Origin of the sequence: Neobacillus niacini, from assembly GCF_031456445.1 — a bacterium.
GTDB classification, from domain to species: Bacteria; Bacillota; Bacilli; order Bacillales; family Cytobacillaceae; genus Neobacillus; species Neobacillus niacini_I.
The window spans coordinates 51,063-72,782 of the sequence record NZ_JAVDUQ010000031.1 but is presented as its reverse complement, the minus strand read 5'-3'; the positions used below and the strand labels follow the sequence as shown (position 1 = coordinate 72,782).

General features: G+C 37.2%; 23 protein-coding genes and 3 pseudogenes. 20 read left to right on the top strand and 6 right to left on the bottom strand.

Annotation, left to right across the window (positions count from 1 at the left end):
- Positions 1-115 precede the first annotated feature (115 nt).
- Positions 116-541 (bottom strand): EamA family transporter, encoded by a 426-nt coding sequence (locus J2Y67_RS21230; RefSeq protein ID WP_310177294.1) that lies wholly within the window; start codon positions 539-541, stop codon positions 116-118.
- 372 nt (positions 542-913) lie between these two features.
- On the opposite strand from J2Y67_RS21230, the gene J2Y67_RS21225 reads away from it, so the two are divergent.
- From J2Y67_RS21225 to J2Y67_RS21145, 17 genes and pseudogenes are all read left to right on the top strand, one after another.
- Entirely contained in the window at positions 914-1,519 is a 606-nt protein-coding gene (locus J2Y67_RS21225) for an undecaprenyl-diphosphatase (protein WP_310177293.1), read from the top strand.
- 38 nt (positions 1,520-1,557) lie between these two features.
- Positions 1,558-2,739: an MGDG synthase family glycosyltransferase gene (locus J2Y67_RS21220; RefSeq protein WP_310177291.1), complete on the top strand. Its 1,182-nt coding sequence runs from the start codon at positions 1,558-1,560 to the stop codon at positions 2,737-2,739.
- Between the two features lie 42 nt (positions 2,740-2,781).
- Complete coding sequence (locus tag J2Y67_RS21215) at positions 2,782-3,510, top strand: polysaccharide deacetylase family protein (protein ID WP_310177289.1); 729 nt, start codon at positions 2,782-2,784, stop codon at positions 3,508-3,510.
- 123 nt (positions 3,511-3,633) lie between these two features.
- Complete coding sequence (locus tag J2Y67_RS21210; RefSeq protein WP_310177303.1) at positions 3,634-5,322, top strand: DUF6044 family protein; 1,689 nt, start codon at positions 3,634-3,636, stop codon at positions 5,320-5,322.
- 21 nt (positions 5,323-5,343) lie between these two features.
- A complete protein-coding gene (locus J2Y67_RS21205; RefSeq protein WP_310177287.1) occupies positions 5,344-6,336 on the top strand; it encodes a glycosyltransferase family 2 protein in 993 nt (330 codons plus the stop codon).
- Positions 6,337-6,344: 8 nt separating this feature from the next.
- Complete coding sequence (locus J2Y67_RS21200) at positions 6,345-6,770, top strand: GtrA family protein (RefSeq protein ID WP_310177285.1); 426 nt, start codon at positions 6,345-6,347, stop codon at positions 6,768-6,770.
- A gap of 67 nt (positions 6,771-6,837) precedes the next feature.
- Positions 6,838-7,500: a phosphatase PAP2 family protein gene (locus J2Y67_RS21195; protein ID WP_310177283.1), complete on the top strand. Its 663-nt coding sequence runs from the start codon at positions 6,838-6,840 to the stop codon at positions 7,498-7,500.
- A 23-nt stretch (positions 7,501-7,523) separates the two neighbouring features.
- Positions 7,524-7,742: pseudogene (locus J2Y67_RS21190) on the top strand (CDP-alcohol phosphatidyltransferase family protein); the annotation flags it as partial.
- A 205-nt stretch (positions 7,743-7,947) separates the two neighbouring features.
- Entirely contained in the window at positions 7,948-8,631 is a 684-nt protein-coding gene (gene pssA / locus J2Y67_RS21185) for a CDP-diacylglycerol--serine O-phosphatidyltransferase (RefSeq protein WP_310177280.1), read from the top strand.
- 368 nt (positions 8,632-8,999) lie between these two features.
- Positions 9,000-9,497 carry an arsinothricin resistance N-acetyltransferase ArsN1 family A gene (locus J2Y67_RS21180; RefSeq protein ID WP_310177278.1) on the top strand — a complete coding sequence of 166 codons (498 nt, stop codon included), beginning with the start codon at positions 9,000-9,002 and terminating at the stop codon, positions 9,495-9,497.
- Positions 9,498-9,761: 264 nt separating this feature from the next.
- Positions 9,762-10,109 carry an ArsR/SmtB family transcription factor gene (locus J2Y67_RS21175; protein ID WP_310177276.1) on the top strand — a complete coding sequence of 116 codons (348 nt, stop codon included), beginning with the start codon at positions 9,762-9,764 and terminating at the stop codon, positions 10,107-10,109.
- 27 nt (positions 10,110-10,136) lie between these two features.
- A complete protein-coding gene (arsB, locus tag J2Y67_RS21170) occupies positions 10,137-11,192 on the top strand; it encodes an ACR3 family arsenite efflux transporter (protein WP_310177274.1) in 1,056 nt (351 codons plus the stop codon).
- 26 nt (positions 11,193-11,218) lie between these two features.
- The gene (gene arsC, locus J2Y67_RS21165; RefSeq protein ID WP_310177272.1) at positions 11,219-11,641 is read left to right on the top strand and encodes an arsenate reductase (thioredoxin); all 423 of its coding nucleotides are present in this window, start codon (positions 11,219-11,221) and stop codon (positions 11,639-11,641) included.
- Between the two features lie 95 nt (positions 11,642-11,736).
- The gene (gene arsD / locus J2Y67_RS21160) at positions 11,737-12,102 is read left to right on the top strand and encodes an arsenite efflux transporter metallochaperone ArsD (protein ID WP_310177270.1); all 366 of its coding nucleotides are present in this window, start codon (positions 11,737-11,739) and stop codon (positions 12,100-12,102) included.
- 16 nt (positions 12,103-12,118) lie between these two features.
- Positions 12,119-13,888, top strand: coding sequence for an arsenical pump-driving ATPase (gene arsA / locus J2Y67_RS21155; protein ID WP_310177269.1), 1,770 nt, complete (start codon positions 12,119-12,121; stop codon positions 13,886-13,888).
- An 18-nt stretch (positions 13,889-13,906) separates the two neighbouring features.
- Positions 13,907-14,076 (top strand): annotated as a pseudogene (locus J2Y67_RS21150) (thioredoxin-disulfide reductase); the annotation flags it as partial.
- Positions 14,077-14,162: 86 nt separating this feature from the next.
- On the top strand, positions 14,163-14,438 hold the full coding sequence (locus tag J2Y67_RS21145) for an adhesin (protein ID WP_310177266.1): 276 nt from the start codon (positions 14,163-14,165) through the stop codon (positions 14,436-14,438).
- 177 nt (positions 14,439-14,615) lie between these two features.
- Here J2Y67_RS21145 and J2Y67_RS21140 read toward each other — a convergent pair whose 3' ends face one another.
- Positions 14,616-15,428, bottom strand: a complete 813-nt coding sequence (locus tag J2Y67_RS21140; RefSeq protein WP_310177265.1) for a HipA family kinase — start codon at positions 15,426-15,428, stop codon at positions 14,616-14,618.
- A 146-nt stretch (positions 15,429-15,574) separates the two neighbouring features.
- On the opposite strand from J2Y67_RS21140, the gene pssA (J2Y67_RS21135) reads away from it, so the two are divergent.
- Positions 15,575-16,066, top strand: coding sequence for a CDP-diacylglycerol--serine O-phosphatidyltransferase (pssA, locus tag J2Y67_RS21135; RefSeq protein WP_310177301.1), 492 nt, complete (start codon positions 15,575-15,577; stop codon positions 16,064-16,066).
- A gap of 43 nt (positions 16,067-16,109) precedes the next feature.
- Here the strand turns inward: pssA (J2Y67_RS21135) and qoxD are convergent, their stop codons facing one another.
- From qoxD to qoxA, 4 genes are read right to left on the bottom strand one after another with little or no spacing between them, the layout of a single operon-like run.
- Entirely contained in the window at positions 16,110-16,406 is a 297-nt protein-coding gene (gene qoxD, locus J2Y67_RS21130; RefSeq protein ID WP_310177263.1) for a cytochrome aa3 quinol oxidase subunit IV, read from the bottom strand.
- Between the two features lies 1 nt (position 16,407).
- Positions 16,408-17,013, bottom strand: a complete 606-nt coding sequence (gene qoxC, locus J2Y67_RS21125) for a cytochrome aa3 quinol oxidase subunit III (protein ID WP_310177261.1) — start codon at positions 17,011-17,013, stop codon at positions 16,408-16,410.
- Positions 17,003-18,982 (bottom strand): cytochrome aa3 quinol oxidase subunit I, encoded by a 1,980-nt coding sequence (gene qoxB / locus J2Y67_RS21120; RefSeq protein WP_026575262.1) that lies wholly within the window; start codon positions 18,980-18,982, stop codon positions 17,003-17,005. The genes qoxC and qoxB overlap by 11 nt, the downstream gene beginning before the upstream one ends.
- Entirely contained in the window at positions 18,972-19,994 is a 1,023-nt protein-coding gene (qoxA, locus tag J2Y67_RS21115) for a cytochrome aa3 quinol oxidase subunit II (protein ID WP_310177258.1), read from the bottom strand. Before qoxA ends, qoxB begins: the two co-directional genes overlap by 11 nt.
- A gap of 365 nt (positions 19,995-20,359) precedes the next feature.
- Here qoxA and J2Y67_RS21110 point away from each other — a divergent pair, with 365 nt between their 5' ends.
- Positions 20,360-20,668: an iron-sulfur cluster assembly accessory protein gene (locus tag J2Y67_RS21110; protein ID WP_310177257.1), complete on the top strand. Its 309-nt coding sequence runs from the start codon at positions 20,360-20,362 to the stop codon at positions 20,666-20,668.
- 88 nt (positions 20,669-20,756) lie between these two features.
- Positions 20,757-21,403 (top strand): annotated as a pseudogene (locus J2Y67_RS21105) (ABC transporter ATP-binding protein); the annotation flags it as partial.
- Positions 21,404-21,720: the final 317 nt, after the last annotated feature.

Here is a 21,720-nt window from a genome sequence, read left to right as displayed (position 1 = left end):
AACCTAAAAAAGATGACCCCTGTTCAATACAGAAATCATCTTCTTAAGACTGCCTAACCTTTTTTTAAATGTCCTTTACAAAGGGTACATTTTAGACTGCCTTTACTTTTTTATTTTAATGAAACGCCGTCAAAATAACCCCAATAGCAATCAAAGCCACCCCAATCCCATTCATAAGACTCAGCTTTTCCCCAAATAAGAAAATGGCCAACAGTGTTGCAATGACCACACTTAATTTATCGACAGGAGCCACTTGTGAAACCTTACCTAATTTTAATGCGAAAAAATAAAATAACCACGAAGCAGCACCTGCAATACCACTCAAAGTGATAAATAAAATAGCCTTTTTATCATGCAAAATAACAGGGATTTTATTGAGATTCCCCTCAAACATCACAATACCCATTAAAAAGATTGCCATTACGATTGCTCGAATAGCGGTTGCCGTATTGGCATCAATATTTTGTAAGCCTATTTTTCCAAAAATCGAAACGAAAGCAGCAGATACCGCAGATAAAAGTGCGAAAATAAGCCACGTCAAACTTCATCACCTCCATTACCTTAAATAGACTCTCGGCATTCGCCGAGTCAGATGGTTCAAGGGTTTTCTTAAACCACTTATATTTAATTCCTCCTACTTTGTATAGGGGGGATTTTTCTTTTTACAAAAAGGCTCTGTTAAATTTGCCTGTCGATTTCCGCTCCAGGCACTTCGCTTTCCGCGAGCATCCTGGAGCGGAAATCAACCTCTTCTCTCTTTTTGTTTAATAGCAACAAAGTTTACGAAAACAGCCTATTTAAAATAGGTAGATTTAATAAAGAATTAATAATTGCTTCATAAAAAATTTAGCCTCGTAGTCTATTCTTATTCTATATCATTTCGGAAAAAGTGTTTTAAAGGTGGGGAACGAGAATGTTAACACATTTAGATTATACAGCTTTCCAGTGGGTCAATCATTTAGCCATTACCGACCGATTTTTGAATCCATTCATGGTCCTTTTAGCTGAAAAAGCAGAGTATTTATTTTTTGCGGGAATTCTATTTTATTGGTTTTATCATAAGGAACAAAATCGGAAAATGGTTGTATCTGCCTGCATCGCAGCCTGTTTTTCATTAGCCATAAACATGATCATTGGAGACTTATACTATCGTACCAGGCCATTTGCTGCCCATCATGTAGTCATGTTAATTTCGCATGCAAGGAATGCCTCTTTTCCAAGTGATCATGCTACCGCAGCATTTGTGATTGCGATGTCAATTTGGTTATGGAGAAAACGGGATGGCTGGATTTGGCTGATTTTAGCCTCGGGAATTGCTATATCCCGTGTTTGGACAGGGGTTCATTATCCATTAGATGTCATTGCCGGTATGGTCATTGGAGTGGCAGGTGCTACTGTGGTACATTTACTCGCAGCACACTTGGGAAAATTTAATCAGTTCATTGAGTTTTTAATCGGTATTTATGAAAAAGTTGAAAGCAAGATCATTAATACTACACTCATAAGAAAGGAAAAATAGTTTTTAGTTTCCTATCACAAATAAGGAGTTGTTAGGATATGGAAAATAAAGTAAAAGATAAAATTCTCATTCTTTCAGCCACATTTGGAGATGGACATAAACAAGTTGCCAATGCCATTGGTGAAGCAATTGAAATGACGCTTCCAAATGCAGAACCGGTCATTTTAGATGTGATGAAATGGATTCATCCCCATTTATACCCGATCAGCAATTATGTGTATAAACAAAGCATTAAAAAGTTTCCACAGTTATATAGTTTTTTCTATCAAAAAACGCGCGTAAAAAGCACATTTTCAGTTAAATTGAATGCTCTTTTATCGATGGGGATGAAGGCATTGCTTGATATGATTGAGAAAACAAAACCCGCTGTTGTGGTGAGCACCTATCCGTTTGCAGCAGGGGTTATGTCGAATTTAAAAGAGCAAGGTTATGTCGATATTCCTTCTGTAACCATCATTACCGATTATACCGACCATTCTTACTGGATCCACCCCTATACCGACCAATATGTTGTTGGATCAAAACAGGTTAGGGACAGACTTGTCGGCCATGGGATTCCGGGTGATAAAATTACCTTTACAGGTATACCAATTCGGCAAAAATTTCACCAGATTCATCATCGGGGAAAATTAGCACAAAAATATGGTTTGAGTGATAAAAAATTCACCTTGCTTATCATGGGTGGAGGGGATGGTTTTTTTGGAAAAGGCTTGTCAACCTTTCATGCTTTAGAAAACCTTCAAGAATCCATTCAGGTTATTGTTGTATGTGGAAGAAATCATAAATTACAAAAACAACTGCGGGAAGTTGAGCATTTCTTCAAACACAAATTCCTTACTTTGGGATATTGGGAGAATGTCCATGAGTTGATGGCAATTTCTGATTTAATGATTTCGAAACCTGGCGGGGTTACAATAACCGAGGCAATGGCAATGGATCTTCCAATTTGTTTATACCGGCCTCTCCCAGGGCAGGAAGAGGACAATGCCCGCTATTTAGTAGAATCAGGATTAGCCATTTTAGCTAAGAGTGATGAAAATTTAATAAACAAAATTCAAGTAATTTTAGAGGATAGAAGACCGTTAGATTATATGAAACAAAGGTCAAAGAAATTTCAATCAAAAACATCAACCATTGATGCGGTTGTTGCAATCGTTCAAACCATTAATCGTTGTAAAAACGAACTATATCCATTATTAGGACTGCAGGAAAGTATTTAAACTATTTTCTATTAAAGTTGTGCGGCAAGGGGGGAATAAACTATGTATACAATTTTAACCGTTCTCATTCTGGCCATCTTCCTTTATACCATTATCCCTTATCTATTGTCTTTTGGACTGAATTGGCGTGTTTATCGGCATAATCATAAATCGAAAAAAATTGCCTTTACATTTGACGATGGTCCTGATCCATTCTATACTCCCTTATTGCTGGATTTATTAAACAAATTTAATATCAAAGCTACTTTTTTTGTAGTAGGTTCCAGAGCGGAACTCTATCCGGAGATTATTCTCCGCATGCATCAGGAAGGGCATTTAATCGGAATTCATAATTATGTCCACAGCTCAAACTGGTTCACTTTGCCTTGGAAAATCCGCCGTGACCTTGATTACAGTGCAGCGGTAATTAACGGTATAACCGGTACAAAGCCCATTTATTACAGGCCGCCGTGGGGGTTAATGAATCTGTTTGATTTCTTTCTTTTGAAATCCTATCGAATTATCCTTTGGTCTGTAATGGTGGGAGATTGGAAGGAAAATCCCGGTGTTGAAAAAATAAAGGCAAGACTGCTTAAAAAAATTAAACATGGCGATATTATCCTGTTGCATGATTGTGGTGATACACCCGGTGCGGATTTTGATGCTCCGATGAACACGATTAATGCATTGAAGGAGGTATTATCCGAGATGCAAGCCAAAGGAATTCAATCTGTAAGAGTCGACGAATTATGGGGTAAACCCATCCTTTCGAATCAGCGGATTACTTTTTAAAAAATTTTTTTGTTTTATTTGAAACCAAATTTACCCATTTTATCGTCAATATAAATGGAAATTACAAAAAATAGAAAGGGATATCACTCTATAGAACTATGTGATTTAAGATTCGGTGAAAAAATGAAGAAATTTTGGACAACTTTGAGTAAAGAAAAACAGCATTTATTTTTTGCAGCCTTTTTATTAGCACTTTATTTATCACCATTATTTATTTTAGGTGAAAATTCACATATTCGGGTTCATGATAATTTGGACTCGAATATTGCTTGGTATAAAGTGCTCAATGATAGCGGGCAACTGTTTGGCGGAATAAACTCGGTTATCCCGCAAATCATTAATGGATTACCAAGAAATGCATTTGGAACAGAATTCAGTGGGATTCAGTGGCTGCATAATTTGTTTCCGTCCATGCTTGCCTTTTCAATCAGTCAAGCCATTACAAGGAGTTTTGCATTTTTGGGTATGTACCTATTATTAAAAAGGCATTTTGTTAAGGCGGAAGAGGCCTATTTAATCCGCATCTATGTTTCGCTTTCATTTGCATTAACTCCATTTTGGCCTTCGGGAATGCTGAGCACCCTCGGGATGCCTCTAGCACTTTGGGCTTTCTTAAATATAAGAGAGAGAAAGTACTCCTGGAAGGAGTGGCTCACGCTCATTCTGCTGCCTTTTTATTCAAGTTTTGTACTTGGATTTTTCTTTTTTCTAACTGCCATTGGGCTGCTTTGGCTGCGGGATGTAGTAATAAAGAAGAAGGTAAACTGGGTATTCCTTGGCAGCATTATTGCTATGACACTTATGTATTTAATAATCGAGTATCGCCTGGTGTATTCTTTAGTTTTTCCGGATGCACCGACAAATCGGAATGAATTTTTTGAATCGACAAATGGTTTCTGGGTTACGATTCGTTTAATTTTCAAAAATTATTTTCTTGGTCATACACATGTGATGACCCTTCATACATTTGTGATTGTTCCACTTTCCTTTCTTGTGATTTGGGTCATTAAGAATAAACAGAAAGGTCTTATAGAAAAACGGTTTATTACCTTATTTATTTTGAATTTTATTCTATCCGTTTGGTATGCTTTTTGGTTTTATAAAGGATGGATACCGTTAAAAGACCGAGTTACCTTTTTAAATACCTTTAATTTTTCTCGCTTTCATTTTTTAAGGCCATTGATTATTTATCTGATGTTTGCCGTTGGTGCCTATATTTTATGGCGGATGGGCAAACGCTGGAAACTCTTCGTGAAAATATGTTTGGTTGCACAGCTCCTTGTGGTTTTTGGGGCAAATAATGAAATCTATTATCGGGTGGCAGGAACGCCGACATTTAAACAATTTTATGCAACTACTCAATTTTCCGATATTAAAAAATACATTGGTAAGCCGCAAAACAGCTACCGTGTTGTCAGTATTGGGATCCATCCGGATATCTCTCAATACAATGGTTTCTATACGCTGGATACGTATAATAACTTTTATCCATTAGCGTACAAGCATCAGTTCCGAAAAATTATTGCAAAAGAATTGGATAAGAGTCCAACATTAAAATCCTATTTCGACCATTGGGGCGGCAGATGTTATATTTTTGTTTCCGAATTAGGGAAGAAATATGATTTTACAAAGGATTCAAAAGTCAAAATCCATCATCTCGAGCTTAATACAAAGGTACTGAAAAGCATGGGAGGAAAATATATTTTCTCGGCTGTTCCCATTCTAAACGCAAAAGAAAACAAGCTGGAATTTAAAAAGGCATTTAACCAAAAGGATTCTGCCTGGAAAATTTATCTTTATGAAGTAAAATAATCTGGTTTGAGGAGTCTTATTATGAATAAACCGGTATTAACCATCGTTGTACCTTGTTATAATGAAGAAGAAGTCTTTATGGAAACATCTACCCAATTATCTTATGTATTGGAAGTGTTAATCGCTGACTCGCTTATTTCAAGGGAAAGTAAATTATTGTTTGTGGATGATGGCAGCAAGGACCGGACATGGGAGTTAATCGAGAGTGAAAGTGAACATAATTCTTTTGTTAAAGGTTTAAAGCTTGCTAAAAATGTCGGACATCAAAATGCATTAATCGCAGGTCTTGAAACAGCAGCGAAGCAATCGGATTGTGTCATCTCCATTGATGCTGATTTACAGGACGACATTAACGTAATCCAAGCATTTCTTGAAAAGTTTTGGGAAGGGTACGATATTGTTTATGGAGTGAGAAAAAGCCGGGAAACAGATACCTTTTTTAAAAGAACCACTGCTGTCGGGTTCTATCGTTTTATGGAGAGAATTGGGATAAAATTAGTTCCTAATCATGCAGATTTTCGGCTTATGAGTAAACGGGCACTTGAGGAATTATTTAAATTCAAAGAGACGAACCTCTTTTTGCGCGGCTTGGTCCCACTTGTCGGATTCTCTTCTACAAAGGTATACTATGATCGTAAGGAGAGGTTCGCAGGAGAATCCAAATATCCGTTAAAAAAAATGCTTGCCTTTGCCTTCGATGGCATTTCTTCCTTTAGTGTAGCACCAATCCGCTTTGTCACCTTTATTGGGTTTTTGGCGATGTTTATTAGTATCCTTACGGGAGTGTATGCACTTATTCAAGACCTTTTAGGACACACTGTTTCAGGCTGGACATCACTAGTCATCTCCATTTGGTTTGTGGGCGGGCTGCAGCTAATGGGATTAGGTATTATTGGAGAATATATTGGCAAAATATATTTTGAAGTGAAAAAACGGCCAAGGTATTCGATTGAAAAAGACAGCTTCTCCGTTTGCCTAACAGATCAGCAAATAACGGAAGCAGTCGGTCATTAGGAGCAGGTATGAAATATTCTTTTATTCGCTTTATCATCGTAGGGATTTTGAATACGATTGTTGGGTTATCGGTCATGTATCTTCTTTTACATGCGTTCCACTTATCCTATTGGATTTCAACCTTCATTGGTAATTCCATTGGAGCGATTGTAAGCTTCTTTTTAAATAGAAGCTTTACATTTAAAAGTCATCATGCTGTTTCAAAAAGCGCCATTCGCTTTATTATCGTCATTTTGTGCTGCTATTTTATTTCTTATGATTTAGCAACAAAATTAGTTTCGACCGTCCTTATTTCAAATCATTTCTTTAGCGAAAAAATAAGAACCGATCTTGCGGTCCTTGTTGGGACTGGATTGTATACTGTGCTAAATTATTTTGGGCAAAAGCTATTTGTATTCTCAAAAAAAGATGTTGCGGTTGAAACAAAATCATAAGAGAAACGTAGAAAAACCAAGAGGTTCATGCCGGACCTCTTTTTTCTATCATAAAGGAGTAATGCCCATGAATATTAAAAAATATTTATTCAGTGCCTTTATCATTAGCTTAGTGAGTGTAATTGGATTTGGAATTATTTCCCTCCTAATTAGTGATCAGAAAATAAGGTATTTTGACAGTAAGGTCATTACCGCGGTTCAAGGACTCGAAACGCCGGGTCTTACCGAGGTAATGAAATTCTTTACCTTTATTGGTTCCACAAAGGTTGTTATCATTCTATCTCTTGTCCTTTTGTTTTTTCTCTATAAAGTATTGCATCACCGTTTGGAACTTATCTTATTTGCAAGTGTCATAGGCGGTGCGGGAATTTTAAATGGTGTTTTAAAGCATCTTTTTCAGCGAGCACGACCTAACCTTCACCGTTTGATTGAAATAGGCGGGTTTAGTTTTCCCAGTGGACATGCGATGAGTGCTTTTGCCCTTTATGGTGTTATTGCCTTCTTATTTTGGCGCCATATTTCAACCAGAATAGGAAGAACGATTTTAATCATTGTTAGTTGTTTTATGATTTTTGCAATTGGTATAAGCCGGATTTATTTAGGCGTCCATTATCCAAGTGATATTGTTGGGGGGTATTTTGCAAGTGGTTTTTGGCTGTCAGCTGCTATTTGGGTTTTTCAATTTTATAAAGAAAAGCGGTATAATAGGAAGCATACACATAATAATTGAAATGTTTTTTGAAGTTTGGAGTGATACATATTATAAAAAACAGTATTCCTAACCTTTTTACGCTTTTAAATTTATTTTTTGGATTTTTATCCGTCATGTATTCAGCGCTCGGGGATTATAAAAATGCGGCTATACTTATCCTGATTGGGATGATGCTCGATAGTATGGATGGGCGGATTGCCCGGATGCTAAATGTCGAAAGTGAGCTTGGGAAGGAACTAGATTCCCTTGCCGATATTTTATAGGTACATATAATTTGGTCGAAATACGATTTGTTCTTGTGCTTATTAGGTAATTCGATATTTCGCCCAATTTTAATGGTCAAAAACCTCAAAGAGGCTGGTCAAAAATTATAAGTTAATGCGTATGAATTCGTTATTCTTTACCGAATAATGGATGTTAATTTTCTAATTCGATTTATAAAATTTTAAAGAAAGTGACGATTTTATGATAAAAAAAGCAATACCAAACATGTTTACATTAGGTAATTTATATTGTGGTTTTTTATCTATTGGATTTGCTGCCATACACCATTATAAAAGTGCAGCTGTATTTGTTTTAATAGGTATGATGTTGGATTCTATGGACGGAAGGCTAGCAAGGCTATTAGGTGCCGATTCAGCACTCGGTCGTGAATTGGACTCTCTTTCAGATGTAGTTTCGTTTGGGGTTGCCCCTGCATTTTTAGCATATTGTACAAATTTTTCAGGTTATGGGTTTCTCGGATTTTGTATAGCTGGTTTATTTCCTTTGTTTGGAGCTTTTCGATTAGCTCGTTTTAATGTGAACACAAAGAAGGGAGACAAATACTTTACAGGTGTTCCAATTACTGCTGCTGGAGGTATATTGGCACTCTTAACCTTGTTACACCTCCCTGATGTGGCGATTGCAACGGTTTTTACTGCAATGTGCTTCCTGATGGTCAGTAAAATTAAAATACCAACTTTAAAACAAGTACCAATACCTAAATATGGGACAATTGTTACGTTGTTTATGGTAATTGTTCTCTATTTGGTATTTGAGAAAAAGCATCCAGATTTCCCATACGTTTTATATGTTGCTCTGCCTTTGTATGTTGTATTTATGGTTTTTCATTTCATGAAGAAAAGAAATAATAATAAAAAACAGTGAACCTAAATAGTAACTGGTTCTGTTTCCTATCACAAACATTGAAAATATAATATAAAATGGCTATCAATTTGTATATGAATTTGATAGCCATTTTTTGTTGATGTAAAGGGATTTTGGTCAATTTTTTAGGTAAAATTGTAGTACAAATTGTATATAAAAATATAAGGGTACAATATCCAGTGTACCCCCACAAATAATATTACATGTTCGAATAAAAATAGCTTACAATTATTTACTGCAAAAAAGGAGTTAGGAAAAAATATAAGCTTGTGAAAGAATGTACTTAAACTAACGGATGCTTAACAAGGATTCTGAAATAATTTAGAGAATTTTATAGGATATTCATTTGTGTATGGGGAGGTTTTACTATGGAATCCAGCAATATTATTCATAAGGCATCGGAATCGGATATCCTGTCTATTTTAGAAATATACAATCAAGGAATCGAGGATCGAATTGCTACTCTAGAAACTGAAATTAAAGATTACTCTTACATGAAGGATTGGTTTGATAAGCATAAAGGCCGTTATAAGGTAATTGTTGCGGAACATGTGGGACAAATTGTTGGCTGGGCATCGCTAAACCAATACAATAATCGTTGTGCTTATAATGGAGTTGCCGATCTTTCCGTATATATTTCAAGGGATTTCAGAGGAATGGGAATTGGAAAAAAGCTTTTAGTTGAGCTTGAATCTCAAGCCAAAGAAAATGGATTTCATAAAATGGTACTGTTCACATTCCCATTTAATCAATTAGGTCAAGGATTATACTTAAAAATGGGATTTCGTGAGGTAGGGATATTTAAAAACCATGGAATTTTAGATGGGAAATTCGTTGATGTAATGGCAATGGAGAAAATATTATAATCTCAAAGGATTAGATTAATTGCTACGGTAATTAATCTTTTTTATTTACAATAACTTTACATTAATGGACTTGAAAACAATTGTTTATTGTTCTAATATATAAGCAAATAGTTATATATTGATTTAAAAGTCAAGAATCCAATTAGAAATCCGTTATATGAATAATATTCTTTAATCCAACAAAAAATTTAAAAACTATATAATTTTACAGCTTTTAAATAATCAAATAATTATTTACTTATATAATACGAGAAGGTGTATGCCATGTTGAAATCAAAAGTAGACTTGGAGAGGGCGGCTAATGTTTTAAAATTATTAGGCGATAAAACACGTTTAACCATCGTTGGTATTTTAAAACAACGAGAATGTTGTGTATGTGAATTTCTTGAAGTGTTTGATATGAGTCAGCCATCAATTAGCCAGCATCTACGCAAATTAAAAGATGCAGGGATGGTTAAAGAAGAAAGAAGGGGACAGTGGATTTACTATTCCCTTAATCAGCAGAGTGAAATGTATGGACTTATAGAAGATATTTTAGAGCATGTACCTGACCAGATAGAGAAAATCAAAATGATTGAAAAAAATAACCCTACACTTCAATGCGGTTGTTAGTTTTATTATAAATGGGGAGTGAGAACATTGAGTACTACAGAAAAGAAACGACTATCGTTCCTGGATCGATACCTTACTCTTTGGATTTTTCTTGCAATGGCAATAGGTATTGGATTGGGATTCGTTTTTCCTGGCTTTGTAAAAAGAATGAACAGTTTGCAAGTTGGAACCACATCGATTCCACTTGCTATTGGATTAATTTTAATGATGTATCCTCCGTTGGCCAAAGTCCGATATGAGGAGATTGGGCGAGTCTTTAAAGATGTAAAAGTCCTGGTTTTATCGCTTGTACAAAACTGGATCATTGGCCCAATTCTTATGTTTTTATTAGCTATTATCTTTTTACCTGATAAACCAGAGTATATGGTTGGTCTAATCATGATTGGCTTAGCTCGTTGTATTGCAATGGTTATTGTATGGAATGACCTTGCAAAAGGGGATACGGAATATGCAGCGGGTTTAGTGGCGTTCAACTCTATTTTTCAAATGCTATTCTTCTCCGTTTATGCGTATGTGTTTGTAACCATTATTCCTGAATGGATAGGAATCCAAGGGGCAGTCGTAAACATTACAATGTTAGAAGTAGCAAAATCTGTTTTTATCTATCTTGGAATACCTTTTATTGCTGGAATGGTCACACGCTTTACATTGGTAAAGGCAAAAGGCAGACAATGGTATGAAAAAGTGTTTATACCTAAAATAAGTCCTATTACGTTAGTGGCTCTTCTTTTTACGATCATTATCATGTTCTCATTAAAAGGAGATACAATTGTAAGCTTGCCACTAGACGTAGTTCGTATAGCAATTCCTTTGTTAATTTATTTTGTTTTAATGTTCTTTGTTTCTTTCTTCCTTGGAAGGAAGATTGGTGCGAACTACCCTGTAACGACAACTCTTGCTTTTACAGCTGGAAGTAATAACTTTGAATTAGCGATTGCTGTGGCTGTTGGTGTATTTGGCATCCATTCTGGTGCAGCATTTGCAGCTGTAATTGGACCACTTGTGGAAGTACCTGTCATGATTGCGTTAGTTAACGTGGCATTAAGGTTTAAACGAAAATACTTTAAAGAACATGTAGCTTAAATCTAATAATAAAGGTGGAAATCAACATGGAAAACAAAAAGAAAATTTACTTCTTATGTACAGGAAACTCATGTCGCAGCCAAATGGCTGAAGGTTGGGCAAAAAAGCACTTAGGTGATGAATGGGAAGTTCGCAGTGCTGGTATTGAAACACATGGATTGAACCCTAATGCTGTAAAAGCAATGAAAGAAGCAGGAATTGACATTTCAAATCAAACTTCGGATCTTATCGATCCTGAATATTTAAACAGTGCTGATTTAGTTGTAACCCTTTGTGGTGATGCTGCTGATAAATGTCCTGTTACACCACCAAGTGTAAAACGAGTTCACTGGGGATTCGATGACCCAGCAAAAGCTCAAGGAACTGAAGAAGAGAAATGGGCATTCTTCCAACGTGTCCGTGACGAAATCGGAGATCGTATTAAACGTTTTGCTGAAACTGGCGAGTAAGATTAATATGCCAAGAGTATCTAAACTCTTGGCCTCACCTTTACTGTTTATATAAGCGATTACTTATATTCCAACATATTTTAGGAGGGTGTTTCATGAGTAAAGTAGAAATTTTTGATCCAGCTATGTGTTGTTCAACTGGAGTATGTGGTCCAAGTGTTGACCCTGAGTTAACAAGAATGGCATCGGCTGTTTATTCATTAGAGAATAAGGGGTTTGACATTAAAAGATTTAATCTTGCGAATGAACCAGCTATTTTTGCTGAAAATCAAGCGGTGAACAAAGTTCTTCATGAAAAAGGCCCAGATTCACTTCCAATCACATTATTAGATGGAAAAGTAGTAAAGGAAGGTAAATATCCATCAAACGATGAAATGGCTGAGTGGTTTGGAGTAAAAGCTGAGGATCTAACCCAAAAACCAAAAGTTCGTCTGAAAATTGATTTAAAACCATTGAAATAAGAAAGAAGTGAAAATTATGTTTCAATCTTTCAATACGAAAATGATCGTGAATACCAAGTTTTTATTTTTCACAGGAAAAGGTGGAGTAGGGAAGACTTCGACTGCTTGTGCAACTGCTGTCACTTTAGCGGACGAGGGGAAGAGGGTGTTACTTGTTAGTACAGACCCTGCCTCTAACTTACAGGATGTATTGGAAATTGGGTTATCGAACACTCCGATCGCATTACCAAATGTACCGAATCTATCAGCTTGTAATCTTGACCCTGAAGAAGCAGCAAGGACTTATCGAGATAGAATCATTGGGCCATATCGTGGGAAACTTCCTGACGCAGTAGTGGCTACCATGGAGGAACAATTGTCAGGTGCTTGTACAGTAGAAATTGCTGCATTTGATGAATTTACAAATTTACTGGCAGATCCTTCAGTTGTAAATGCTTATGAGCATATCATCTTTGATACAGCACCTACTGGTCATACCCTTCGGCTTCTTCAATTGCCAACCGCTTGGAGTGGCTTTTTGGAAGAAAACACACATGGTGCATCTTGTTTGGGCCCTTTATCTGGGTTATCTGAAAAGAAACAAATGTATTCCATTACAATGGATGCACTTTCTGATTCAACAAAAACAACACTCATTCTTGTAGCAAGACCTGATGAGTCATCTTTACAAGAAGCAAATCGTGCATCAAAAGAATTAAAAGAAATTGGTATATCAAATCAGGCTCTAATCATTAACGGATTATTACAATCCTATCTACCTGAAGATAAAATTTCGTCTTCTTTTTATGAACGACAACGTAATGCCATTAAGTTAATGCCTGATGATCTAAAACAGGTTCCAACTTATTCTTTGCCGTTTGTTTCTTACTCTTTAACAGGTGTTCAAAACTTACGTTATTTATTTAAACAGTATACAATACCAGCTAAACAGTCAGATGTTGAAGGCGAGACTGTATCTCTACCTGGTTTAAATAAAGTGATTGATGACTTTTCTCTTAACAATACAAGAGTTATTTTTACAATGGGTAAGGGTGGTGTTGGAAAGACCACAATGGCATCTGCAATCGCTGTTGGATTAGTCGAAAAAGGGCACAAAGTACATCTAACCACTACTGATCCAGCTGCCCATTTAGAGTTTGTTTTTCGAAATAGCGAGTTGAAGGATCAATTAACCATCAGTCGTATCAATCCGTCAGATGAAGTTGAGGCTTACAAAGCAGAAGTATTATCGAAAGTAAGTAATGAACTTGATGAAGAAGCACTTGCGTATATAGAAGAAGATTTAAACTCTCCTTGTACGGAGGAGATTGCTGTATTTCGTGCTTTTGCAGAGGTTGTGGCTCGTTCAGAGGATGAAATCGTTGTAATCGATACAGCTCCAACTGGCCACACATTACTCCTTTTAGACGCTGCTCAGTCTTATCATAAAGAATTGGCTCGCTCAACAGGGGAGATACCTGAGAGTGTAAAAATGTTATTGCCACGCTTAAGGAATCCGAAAGAAACGAGCGTTGTTATTGTAACATTAGCAGAGGCTACTCCAGTATTAGAAGCCAGTCGATTACAGGATGATTTAAAACGTGCGGATATAACCCCTAAATGGTGGGTAATTAACCAAAGTCTTTATGCTACTGAAACAAAAGATCCTGTTTTAAAAGGTAGAGCACAGGCCGAAGAAGGATGGATACAAAAGGTTACTATTGAATTGACCGAAAAATGTGCAATTGTTTCTTTAATGAGTGAAGAAAAAACAGGATATAATCAGTTAAAGAAGTTTATTGATTGACAAAGGTCGGGGAACAGTATGGAAAAAGTCGTTATTCTAGGAACAGGTCCTGCAGGTTTAACAGCAACTATTTATTTAGCAAGAGCAAACATGAAGCCACTTGGTATTGAAGGCACCCAGCCAGGTTAGAGAACTTCCCTGGGTTTGTCTATGGCATTATGGGCCCTGAATTAATGGATAACGCTCGACCATTAATTAATGTAAAACCTGAAATGAAAGCAGCTTTAAAAAGAATATTTCCTGATGCATAAGGGAGAAAATGGGGGAACAAAAAATGAAAATTACAGACGGAGCAAAACAATTATTAGAAAATATTTTAAGTGAAAATGGTGCAGAAGGGATTCGCCTTTACGCCGTTGCAGGTTGCTGCGGACCACAGTTTGCATTATCGTTAGATCCACCACTAGAATCTGATCAAATTGAAACCATTAACGGAATTAGAGTGGCAATTGATTCACAAGTTCCTGCAACTGATGAATTAATATTAGACAAGGAAGAAAATAATGATGGTGTAGGATTAGTTTTATTAGGTGCTAGTAACTGTTGTTAAAAAGGTCTCAAACGAGACCTTTTTTATTGTAAAACTATTTAATTATAAAATGCCATTTGATTTATAATTCGGGCTTACTCTAAGCTATCAATTAGTAAGGAATAAGCGAAAGAATCCCAAAAAATAGTAGTAAAAAAGAGAAGTACGTTTCACTTGAAATGTACTTCTTTTGTCTTTTTAATCATCTGATTCATCTTTATCGAAATATTTATCGATAAATTTCAAAATTAAAAAGGGAAGTGCTTTTTTTGCAGAGAGGAGATATTGGTACAATGCTTTTTTTTCTGAAGAAGACACATCCCAGTCGTCAGGAATGGTGTTAATGACCGATAAGATTTTCTCAGAAGGAAGTGCAAGGACTTTTTCTGTAAATTTTAAGAGTGACTTAGGATTCTCAATCTGAGAAACCGCCCATGTATGAGCAGCTTGGTTGAGTAAGTTTCTAGGGACTTGTTTCAACATTTCAATTGAGTTTGCATACCCTGGGAAACAAAGTCCATGATCAATTAAATGAAGATAATTTGTATGATCAGAAAGCTTTTCTAAAAGCACATTTCCAGTATCCCGATCAGTGTTATTTACCCAATAATCAAAAACAATAATACCAGGTAAGGTATCAATATTAACTATTTTTTCATTACTGCGGGGTTCCCAAAGTCCAGTGCAATCTTTTAGTAACTTACTAGCGAATTGATGCCCCGGTTTAAAGCCGTATCGGTAAAGGTCGGAGAACTTTTTAAAATCATATTTTGAAAAATAAGTCAGTTCAAAAGGTGCAACAGGCAGTCCTAATAACTGTGCTAGTCGACCGACAACCCAATCATTTACGAGTACTCTTGTTCCTTGGGGGTTTTCCTTAAATTTAACAAGATACTCCTTGCCATCACTCATTAAAAATAATTGCGGTTTGGAAAAACCTTCTTTGAACTTTCCTAAGTAGCGAACCGGATATAGACGATTCAAAATGAATTTGCCTCCCTTTTTCTTCATATTATCAATATATGTACAATCTCTGCTCTCGGAATAGTTGATTATAAATGAATGGAAATATTTTTTTCCATCTAAAAGTGAATAATGAAGAAAAAGAAAGAAAAGGCTACATAAGAGGAGAATTGCTTAATGTAAGGGGGAGGAAGTTGGTAAATCATCTTGTCAAAGCCATACCCAATTTATTTACGATCGGAAATTTATTATGCGGTGTTTTTTCCATCACTTTTAATATGAGCGGCTATATAGGAATCGCCTCGATTTTTATTTTTTTATCAGCTGTTTTCGATCTCTTCGACGGACGAGTTGCCAGAAAATTAAAGGTTAACAGTGAACTTGGTGTGGTATTGGACTCGTTGGCGGATATTGTCAGTTTCGGAGTGGCACCCGCTCTTATTTTTCATTCGATCGCAGCACCATCCATTTTGACTTCATTGGCCTTTATTCTTTTCCCGACTATGGGAGCGTTAAGACTGGCAAGGTTTAGTGTCAAACCAACTATTGGGTATTTTAAGGGGCTGCCAATACCAGCAGCAGGTCTGCCATTAGCTGGAATGGGATTGTTTACCTATACCAATCCATGGATTACCATCCTTCTGGCCATTTTAATGGTAAGTCCAATAAAAGTTAAGAAATTATAATAAAAAAACTAGTCTGCATAGACTAGTTTTTTACATAAATACCTTACATACCACCGAACGACATCACCCAAATCGATCCGGCAACGGTTACAACGGCGATAAAGACTCCGTAAATGACATTGATCGTTTGTGCTGTACTGTCTTCGCCATCTCTTAAGTGCATGAACATAAACAGCTGCAGACCTGCTTGGATCACTGCGAGTGTGCCGATAATCCACATGATGGCATTGAACGATAACCCGGTTTTTAAGGCAACGAACAATGCAGCAAAGGTTAAACCTAATGAAAAAACAAATCCTAATACTTGTGTCAGTGGTGTACCATGTGAATGTTTCTCCATATTAAGCCACCATCCCTTTTAAATACACAAATGTAAAGATAAAAATCCAAACGACATCAAGGAAGTGCCAGTAAAGGCCGATAATAAAAGCCTTGCGGGCGGTTACTGGAGTCAATCCTTTTTTCGCAATTTGAATCAATATCATGGTTGCCCAGCCAATCCCCATGCTTACGTGCAATCCGTGTGTACCTAGGAGGACAAAGAATCCTGAAAGGAAGGCACTGGTTTGCATAGTAGCGCCTTCATGTACATAGGCGATAAATTCCTCAATTTCCATCCCAACGAAACCGGCACCAAGGAGGAGGGTAATAATCATCCACATTAATAATCCTTTTTTATTTCCGCGGTGCATTTCATAAATGGCTAAACCGCATGTAAAACTACTGGTTAAAAGGAGGATGGTTTCAATCATAACTCCCTTCATTTCGAAAAGCTCGTGTTGGGTTGGACCACCGGCATAGCGGTGGTCTACAACAGCATAGGTAGCAAAAAGTGTCGCAAAAAGAATGATTTCGGCACCTAAGAAAATCCAGAAACCAAAGATATTCATTCGGCTTTGTTCTGTTTGATATTCAAGCGGCAGAGCTGTATTTACATTAACTGACATGATTTTTCTTCACTCCTTTTTGGAGATCTCTCCATGCTTTTTCCGTCTTTTTAATTTCATCAACCGGTACATGGAAGCCATCCTTGTAGTCGAAGGAACGGAAAATCAAGCAGGCAAAGATGCCTAACAAGGCAACTAGGGCAGCAATTTTCCATTCAAAGATAAGGAAGAATCCTGCGATTCCCATGACAACTGCCATCACAATTGGAAGACCTGAATTGTTTGGCATATGAATTTCTTCCAAGTCATCTTCTTTTAACTCTAGACCTTCATTGTGTTTCTTCATGTACCAGAAGGCATCAATTGATTTCACTTCAGGTAGTTTTGCAAAATTATAGAATTGAACAGGGGAAGCTGTAGCCCATTCAAGTGTACGAGCATCCCATGGATCGCTTGAAATATTGCGGTCCGCATAGCGAGCACTCCAATAAATGTTATAACATAAGAAACCAAAGCCGATCGCAAGAATTCCTGCACCAATCGCAGAAACGAGCATCAATGGTCCAAAGCCTGTTTCCGCAGAGTACGTATAAGCACGTCTGACGGCACCGTCTAAGCCAAGGAAGAACATTGGCATAAAGGTCATATTAAAACCAATTACAAAGAACCAGAAATGAAGTTTTCCAAGCTTTTCGTTCAGCATATGACCAAACATTTTTGGCCACCAGTAGTAAAGTCCGGCGAATACTGCAAATACGACACCTGGAATTAATACATAGTGGAAATGGGCTACTAGGAACAGTGTATTATGATACTGATAATCTGCTGCACCCATTGCAAGCATAACCCCGGTTACGCCTCCGATCAGAAAGCATGGGACGAACGCTAATGCCCAAAGCATTGCTGTTGTAAATTGAATACGTCCTTTACGCATTGTAAACAGCCAGTTAAACATTTTAACCCCAGTAGGGATAGCGATCATCATCGTTGTAATCGAGAAAATCGAGTTAACTGCAGGCCCTGCACCCATTGTAAAGAAGTGATGGACCCAAACAAGCATACTTAAAAGGGCGATACCAACAATCGAGAAAACCATTGATTTATAACCATACAGCATTTTACGAGAGAAGGTTGAAATAACCTCTGAAAACATTCCAAACGCTGGAAGAACAACAATATATACTTCCGGGTGTCCCCATAACCAGAACAGGTTCGCCCACATCATTGGGTTACCGTCACCTGAAACGGTAAAGAAGTGCGTTCCGAAAATCCGGTCAAATGTCATTAATGCAAGAGCAACAGTGAAAATAGGGAAGGAAGCCCAAATAATCACAGATGCGATGAAAGATGTCCAAGTAAACATTGGCATTTTCATTAGCGTCATGCCTGGTGCTCTCATTTTTAAAACTGTGACGATAAAGTTGATCCCCGTCATTAATGTACCAATCCCAGCAATCTGGATGGCAACGGCATAAAAGTTATTCCCAATACCAGGAGTAAATTCTTTTCCTGCAAGAGGGAAGTAAGCAGTCCAACCTGCATCGGGAGAACCACCGATAACAAACGAAATATTAAACAGCATCGCTCCGGCAAAAGTTAACCAGAAACTTAATGCATTCAATTGCGGAAAGGCAACGTCACGTGCACCAATTTGCAAAGGAACAACAACGTTCATTAATCCGATTAAGAACGGCATAGCCATGAACAGGATCATAATGACGCCGTGTGTTGTGAAAATTTCATTATAGTGCTGTGCATCAAGAATTTTTCCATCTGGGGTAGCGGTTTGGGCTTTCATTAATAACCCGTCAATTCCACCGCGGAAAAACATGAGTACTCCGACAAGAATATACATAATCCCAATCCGTTTATGATCAACAGTTGTGAACCATTCCTGCCACAGCCATTTCCACTTTTTAAAATAGGTTACCCCTACAACAATACCAATCATGGTTAAAGCAATTGCAACTTGCGAGCCTAAGATTAGAGGGTCTCCGGTAATAAAAAACTTATCCCACTTAATGTCCACTATGGTCACCTCCATTGGAATTTCCACTCATGTCCATGTTCTTCATATCCATATCTTTCATATCCATTGACTTTCCTTCTGCCTGACCCTCCATGTGCATTTCATGGTTATCAGGTTCTTTAAAAATTTTCCCTGGGTAGTCGTGATTTCTGTACAATTCAGGGAATGTGTAGGTTTTCGAATGCATGTCACCGTGATCAACATAGGCTAGGTGCGTGTTTGAAAAGGTTTGACGGCCTAAGTTTGATGGTTTTAATAGTTCAATATATTTCTTTTCCGATAATTTCGGCGCAGTGTTCTTTACATCCTTCACCCATTTTTCAAACTTCTGTGGTGATTGGGCTTCCACGGTAAATTCCATTCCCGCGTAGCCTTTTCCATTAAAGTTTGTGTTTTTACCGATATATTCACCAGGTTGATCAGCTACAAGGTAAAGTTGAGTTTCCATTTTTGCCATTGTATATTTTTGACCGCCTAAAGCAGGAATCCAAAATGAGTTCATCGTACCCGCTGATGTAAGTTTAAATTTAATTGGGGTACCAACTGGTACGTTCAAATAGTTCACCGTTTCAATTCCTTGGTCCGGATAACTAAAGATCCATTTCCAATCTGCAGAAGTAACATTGATCGTAATTGGCTTTTTATTTTCATAGCCTTTTGGAACTTTTTCAAGATTATAAATTGATTTAACCGTCGGAATGGTAAGCGCAATAACAATCAGAATCGGGATGACAGTCCAGGTGATTTCCAATTTTGTACTGCCATGTTCTTCTGGTGGCTCGTAATCTTTATTTTTATCTGTTGCGCGATATTTCCACACAATAAACACAAACAAGCCAATAACAACAATTACAACAAGTGCCATGAAAATTAGTGACCAGTTAATCAGGTCCAAAATTTCTTTTGCAGCAGGGCCTTTTGGTTGAAAAACAACCATGTTTGGCTCGCAGCCGCTTAAAAATAATACTGGTAAAAAAGCTAATAGGGGAATCAAATAACCCTTTTTAAACATTTTTTACGCTCCTTTCAATAAAATTGTTCATATTTTCACAAATAAATGTGTGAATCCATTCACAATATTGGACAAGATCCAACCCTACTAATCTTTAAATATTGTGAACTATTGATACATTTCATGGTTTCTTAACTTGGGTTGGTGGCATTTTGTAAATTAGAGTAATTCTTCTTACAGACATATTATCAATCTGTCTGTGATGTTTACATACGTTTTTGAAAATAATTGTGACAAATTTGTTAAAGTTTTTGACGTAGGGGTAGAAAGTGACGGAATTTGTGGGAAATTGTGGATAAAAAGTGTCTATTTTTAATGATAAATGAGATAATAAAAATAAGTGATTATGGAAAAGGAGGATAATTATGAAAGTCAAAATTAATCGAAATGCAGCAAAAGCATTGAAAGAGATGCTGGAACAAGAAGAAGCACAAGGGAAGATGGTTCGAGTATATGTCAGCCATATGCACGGGGATCATGCCCATTATGATTTAATGCTGGATACTCCAACTGAAAAGGATGAGGTAGTGAAATCAGATAAGGAGATTGATTTCATTCTCGAAAAAGGCAATGAATATTTGGACGGGGTCTGGATTCAATTTTTCCATTTGCCAAAAGAAGAATGGCTGATAACCAACCCATCAAAAGGCAGCCATGATCACCACCATCATTAATGGGAGACACTTGAATTTTCGTTCAGGTGTCTTTTTTCTCGAAAATGTTAACAAATATTCCATATAATTCGAGTATTCCTAATAAAAGGAGACGGTGGCTTTTGTTGGTCCTTCTGGAGCAGGAAAAACAACGATTTGTTCGCTGATACCCCGTTTTTATGATGTAAACCAAACCAAGGCAGTATTTCAATTGATGGTGTTGATGTTCGCAATATGACGAAGCAGTCATTAAGGTCACATATCGGAATCGTTCAGCAGGATGTGTTTCTATTTACCGGAACCTTACGGGAAAATATTGCTTATGGGAAAGGGGATGCAACGGATGCTGAGATCTATGAAGCGGCACGTCGCGCTCATCTTGAAAAGTTCATTGCTTCTCTCCCTGATGGGTACAAAACCCAAATTGGCGAGAGGGGACTTAAACTTTCCGGCGGACAAAAGCAGCGGATTGCAATTGCCCGGATGTTCTTGAAAAATCCGCCTATCTTAATCTTGGATGAAGCAACTTCTGCATTAGATACGGAAACAGAATTAGTTATCCAACAAGCCTTAACAGAGCTCGCTAAAAACAGAACGACCTTGATCATTGCACATAGGCTTGCAACGATTCGAAATGCTGATAGAATCATCGTCGTAACGGAAGATGGGATTGCAGAGGAAGGAAGACATGATGAATTAATTGAACAAGGAGGGATTTTTGCCAACCTTCATCGAGTTCAATTTCAACAGCAATAGGTAGTAAAAGGAGTCTTAGAGTCATTTTAAGGCTCTTTTCTAATTGGATTTGATTTAAATGGGGAGCTATGCGATCGAGACAGTGCCCAAAACAGAATCTGGGTCGCATAGAGGAGGTCTATGCGACCGATATAGGGAAAAAAGAGAGGTCAATGTAGCGTACCAAGGTTCTATGCGACCAAGACGGAGCACAAAATAGGATCCTGGTCGCATAAAGGCGGTCTATGCGACCGATATAGGGAAAAAAGAGAGGTCAATGTAGCGTACCAAGGTTCTATGCGACCGAGACAGAGCCCAAAATAGGATCCTGGTCGCAT